Raw genomic sequence first — 4,457 nt, 5'->3', positions numbered from 1 at the left:
GCCGAGATTGGCCGGGCGTTCGGCGAGCCGGCGCATGAGATAGCCGTACCACTGGGTGCCGTAGGGGATGTAGACGCGCAGCGCGTGCCCGGCGTGGTGGCCGAACTGGCCGACGCCGAGCTGCCTCCGCTGGATCTGGAGGTCGACATCGACGAGTTCGCGGAGCTCGCCCGGGAGCTGAACGTGCTGTCGCTGCCGACCACTTTCGGATTGGATTCTCGAGGATTGGAACGCTTCCGAATCTCCGGCGTTCCGAAGGCCGCGGATCTGCGCACGTCAATGGCCTCGTTGACGGTCTCCACGGCCGATGAGTGACCAGCATTACGGACCCCGGGTCCAATTTCCCCCGAAAATTGGGTAAACTCCCTCTCGTGCAATCCAACCGCGAGCTGATGCTCACCCGACGCCGCACGGTAGACCTGTGTCGGCTCGGTGGTTGTTGCTGCCTGTGCCGCTAGCCGGTCGGCCTTTCTATAACTCTGTCGCCGACCGGTTGTATCCCCCGCTGTTGAGAGATCATGTCGATCCTCCGGCGATCTGGCCAATACATCCTCGAGCGCAGGAGTACTTCCTTTCATGTCGAACACCACTACGAGCACACCGCCCGTGGAGCAGGTCGATGTCCGGGGTCCCCGGTTCGCGGCCTGGATCACCACCGCGGTGCTCGCCCTCGTCCTGATTCTCGCTTCCGTCTCGGTCCCCGCGGCCGCCGTACTGCTGGCCGCGCAGGCCGTGGTCTTCGGCCTGGGCGCGGCCAACGGCCCCAAGCGCAGCCCATACGGCCGGATCTACGCGGCCCTGGTCGCGCCGCGCAACGGCGCGCCGACCGAGCTGGAACCCATTGCGCCGCTGCGGTTCGCGCAGCTGGTGGGTCTGGTCTTCGCGGTGCTGGGCGTGCTCGGCTTCGCGGCCGGCAGCACCGTGGCGGGCTCGATCTTCGCCGGATTCGCACTGTTCGCGGCCTTCCTGAACGCGGCGTTCGGCATCTGCCTGGGTTGCCAGATCTATCCGCTGGTCGCCCGACTCCGCCCCTGACCATCCCGATCACTCAGCCACACGAACGCAACGCCTGAACACGGCACCGCACCGAAAGGAACAACATGGCTCGCTCCGATGTCCTGGTCTCCGCAGACTGGGTCGAAGAGAACCTGAACACCCCGGGCGTCGTCCTGGTCGAGGTGGACGAGGACACCTCGGCCTACGACCTGGGGCACATCGAGGGCGCCGTGCGTCTCGACTGGAAGAAGGACCTGCAGGACCAGGTCCGCCGCGACTTCGTGAACCAGGAGCAGTTCTCCGCGCTGCTGTCCGAGCGCGGTATCTCCAACGACGACACCGTGGTGCTGTACGGCGGCAACAACAACTGGTTCGCCGCCTACGCCTACTGGTACTTCAAGCTGTACGGCCACCAGGACGTGAAGCTGCTCGACGGCGGCCGCAAGAAGTGGGAGCTGGACGGCCGCCCGCTGGTCAAGGACGTCAAGGTGCGCCCGGCCGCCGACTACAAGGCCGCCGCGCAGGACCTGTCCATCCGCGCCTTCCGTGACGAGGTCATCGACGCCATCGGCGCCAAGAACCTGGTCGACGTGCGTTCGCCCGACGAGTTCTCGGGCAAGATCCTGGCTCCGGCGCACCTGCCGCAGGAGCAGTCGCAGCGTCCGGGCCACATCCCCGGCGCCATCAACGTCCCGTGGTCCAAGGCCGCGAACGAGGACGGCACCTTCAAGAGCGACGCCGAGCTGGCGGAGATCTACAAGGAGGCCGGTCTGGACGGCGAGAAGCAGACCATCGCGTACTGCCGCATCGGCGAGCGTTCCTCGCACACCTGGTTCGTGCTGCAGGAGCTGCTGGGCCACCAGAACGTCAAGAACTACGACGGGTCCTGGACCGAATACGGTTCCCTCGTCGGTGCACCGATCGAGTTGGGAGCGTAATCAATATGTGTGCAGCACCTACCCAGGGACAGGCCATCCCGGCCGGCGTCGACGTCGAGAAGGAGACGGTCATCACCGGCCGCGTCCTGACCGCTGACGGCCAGACCGTCGGTGGCGCGTTCGTCCGCCTGCTGGACGGCAACGGCGACTTCACCGCCGAGGTCGTGGCCTCGGGCACCGGCGACTTCCGCTTCTTCGCCGCGCCGGGCTCGTGGACCATCCGCGCGCTGTCGGCGTCCGGCAACGGCACCGCCGAGGTGTCGCCGGAGGGCAACGGCATCCACAACGTGGACGTCACCGTCGCCAAGTAAGGCGAAACATCAAGAACGGCCCCGGGATTCATGATCCCGGGGCCGTTCTGGTGTATCGGTGTGATTTTCCCGGGGTCGTTTTCACGTGATCGCGGCGGTGCGATTAGACTCCGAGACGTGGTGCTTACCTTCGAAATTCTGCTGGTACTCGTGTCCGTGCTGATCGCCTGGTTCGGTCTGTACGTCCTCTACCGGCTGTTCACCGAGTCGTGACAGATCCGGCCCACGAGAACACCGAAAACGGAGTGGCCAACGGTTCGGCGTCCGAGGACGCCGCCGGTTCGCGCCGCAGCGGCGACCAGGCGGTCGCGGAGGCGGTCGAGCGGGCCAAGTCGACCGGGGGGCTGAACGTTCCGACGCTCCCCGATCTGCCGCTGCCCGTGGACACCGCGAATCTGCGGCTGGGCCCCGATCTGAGTTCATCCATGCTCGCGCTGCTGCCGCTGGTCGGTGTGTGGCGCGGTGAGGGCGAGGGCAACGACCCCGAGACCGGCGACTACCGCTTCGGTCAGCAGATCGTCGTCGCCCACGACGGCGGCGACTACCTGACCTGGGAATCCCGGTCCTGGAAGCTGACCTCCGAGGGCGAGTACGACGGCCCGGACCTGCGTGAGAGCGGCTTCTGGCGGGTCGGCATCGACGGCGACGACGAGGTGCTGGAGCTGCTGCTCACGCACTCGACCGGCATTGTCGAGCTGTTCTACGGCCAGGCCCTGACCCAGTCGTCCTGGGAGCTGGCCACCGACGTGGTGATCCGCAGCCAGTCCGGCATCGTGGTCGGCGGCGCGAAACGCCTCTACGGCATCGTCGAGGGCGGCGACCTGGGCTACGTCGAGGAGCGCATCGCGGCCGACGGCGCGCTCGAGCCGCGGCTCTCGGCGCGGTTGAAGCGGTACATCGGCTGAGAGCCTGCCGATACGGCACGCGACAACTGATTTCGCTGCGATGGGGGTACCTCATGGGGTACCCCCAATATTGTTTGGGCACCCGACGCAGGCACGGAATGCCAACTCATACGGCTCTCAGCCGCCCGCTGAAGTCCCGGGGAGGCGGCGCAGTACGGCCCCCGAGTCATACCTGCGGAAGGATGCAACGTTCTTCACGCAAGTCCGGTCGGACGGACCGTAACTCGGGGGCCGGGTGACTGCCGTGGATTCGCGAGGGCTCGCGCGATCGGAATCCGATTGCAGCGGTAGCGCCTAGCTGGCAGCCACCTCACGCGTCCTGGAAATCATTCTCGAACCACCTCCTTCCTGTGTACCGACGAAATTAGTCGGATCCGGCACCGGCGGCAACGTATTTTCGCGGACTGCGAAAAGGCAGGTCAGACGGTGGTTTCGGGAATACGGGGAACGAACTCGAGCACACCTCCGGATTCGACGCGAACGATGGTGTCGGCCTTCGTGTCCGGGGGCAGCTGGTGGGTGACGACCACGACCGTGCGGTCGCGATCCACCAGGCCGCTCGAGTCGTCCAGGAGGCGGCGCAGCAGTTCGGCCCCGGCGTCGGCCTCGAGGTGTTCGGTGGGTTCGTCGAGCAGCAGCACCCGCGCGGGCGAGAGCAGGGCGCGCGCCAGCAGGATCCGGCGGCGCTGACCGCCCGAGACCGCGGCCGCGCCACCGACCAGATCGGTCTCGACGCCGTCGGGCAGCGAGTCCAGCCACTCCCCCGCCCCGACCGCGCGCAACGCGGATTCGGCCTCGGCCGCGGTGATGTCGCCGCGCGCCACGCGCAGGTTCTCCAGCACGGTGGTGCCGAACAGGTGCGCGTCCTCGGCGAAGAAGGTGACGCCCGGCCGGGGCGTGTCGAACAGTCCCGCCCAGGCCATGAGCAGTGTGGTCTTGCCCGCGCCGCTGGGTCCGACCACCGCGATCCGCCGGCCGCCGGGCAGCGCCGGGAAAACCGGCGTGGTGCCGGGTTCGCGTTCTGCTCCGACCGTTCCGGATTCGAGCCGGTCCAGCCGGTGCAGCGCGGCGCGGCCGGTGGTCAGCGCCTGCGCGGCGGCGGGCAGCACCGCGACCGCCTCGAACGCCGACAGCGGCACCAGCACCAGCACGGTGAACGCCATCGGGGTGATGCCGCCGGGCGCGACGGTCTGGAAGCCGGCCGTCGGGATCGGAGAACCGCTGCCGTACAGCACGATTCCGATCAGCAGCGCGCCCAGCACGCCGGCCCCGATCGACAGCGGCAGCACCGCCGCCGCCCAGGAGCC

6 protein-coding genes are annotated in these 4,457 nt (G+C 67.8%); 5 read left to right on the top strand and 1 reads right to left on the bottom strand.

The features are described 5' to 3' along the window. The 5 genes from ACWELJ_RS33490 to ACWELJ_RS33470 all read left to right on the top strand — a co-directional run. The coding region (locus tag ACWELJ_RS33490; RefSeq protein ID WP_452370078.1) for a TlpA family protein disulfide reductase at window positions 1-315 on the top strand (315 nt) is incomplete at its 5' end. 261 nt (window positions 316-576) lie between these two features. Then, window positions 577-1,035: a DUF4395 domain-containing protein gene (locus ACWELJ_RS33485; RefSeq protein ID WP_452370077.1), complete on the top strand. Its 459-nt coding sequence runs from the start codon at window positions 577-579 to the stop codon at window positions 1,033-1,035. 65 nt (window positions 1,036-1,100) lie between these two features. Then, window positions 1,101-1,934 (top strand): sulfurtransferase, encoded by an 834-nt coding sequence (locus tag ACWELJ_RS33480; protein WP_452370076.1) that lies wholly within the window; start codon window positions 1,101-1,103, stop codon window positions 1,932-1,934. A gap of 5 nt (window positions 1,935-1,939) precedes the next feature. Then, window positions 1,940-2,245 carry a DUF1416 domain-containing protein gene (locus ACWELJ_RS33475; RefSeq protein ID WP_379272229.1) on the top strand — a complete coding sequence of 102 codons (306 nt, stop codon included), beginning with the start codon at window positions 1,940-1,942 and terminating at the stop codon, window positions 2,243-2,245. A gap of 245 nt (window positions 2,246-2,490) precedes the next feature. Continuing rightward, entirely contained in the window at window positions 2,491-3,150 is a 660-nt protein-coding gene (locus ACWELJ_RS33470) for an FABP family protein (RefSeq protein ID WP_452370079.1), read from the top strand. 419 nt (window positions 3,151-3,569) lie between these two features. Here ACWELJ_RS33470 and ACWELJ_RS33465 read toward each other — a convergent pair. Then, window positions 3,570-4,457 (bottom strand): ATP-binding cassette domain-containing protein (locus ACWELJ_RS33465; protein WP_452370075.1); only part of this gene is annotated, 888 nt, incomplete at its 5' end.

Source organism: Nocardia sp. NPDC004582 (genome assembly GCF_053602115.1).
This window is presented reverse-complemented; position numbering and strand designations above follow the sequence as displayed.

Bases quoted from the DNA above. Each gene is read 5' to 3' on its own strand.
- ACWELJ_RS33485 (WP_452370077.1), top strand. From the start codon at position 577: ATGTCGAACACCACTACGAGCACACCGCCCGTGGAGCAGGTCGATGTC.
- ACWELJ_RS33480 (WP_452370076.1), top strand. From the start codon at position 1,101: ATGGCTCGCTCCGATGTCCTGGTCTCCGCAGACTGGGTCGAAGAGAAC.
- ACWELJ_RS33475 (WP_379272229.1), top strand. From the start codon at position 1,940: ATGTGTGCAGCACCTACCCAGGGACAGGCCATCCCGGCCGGCGTCGAC.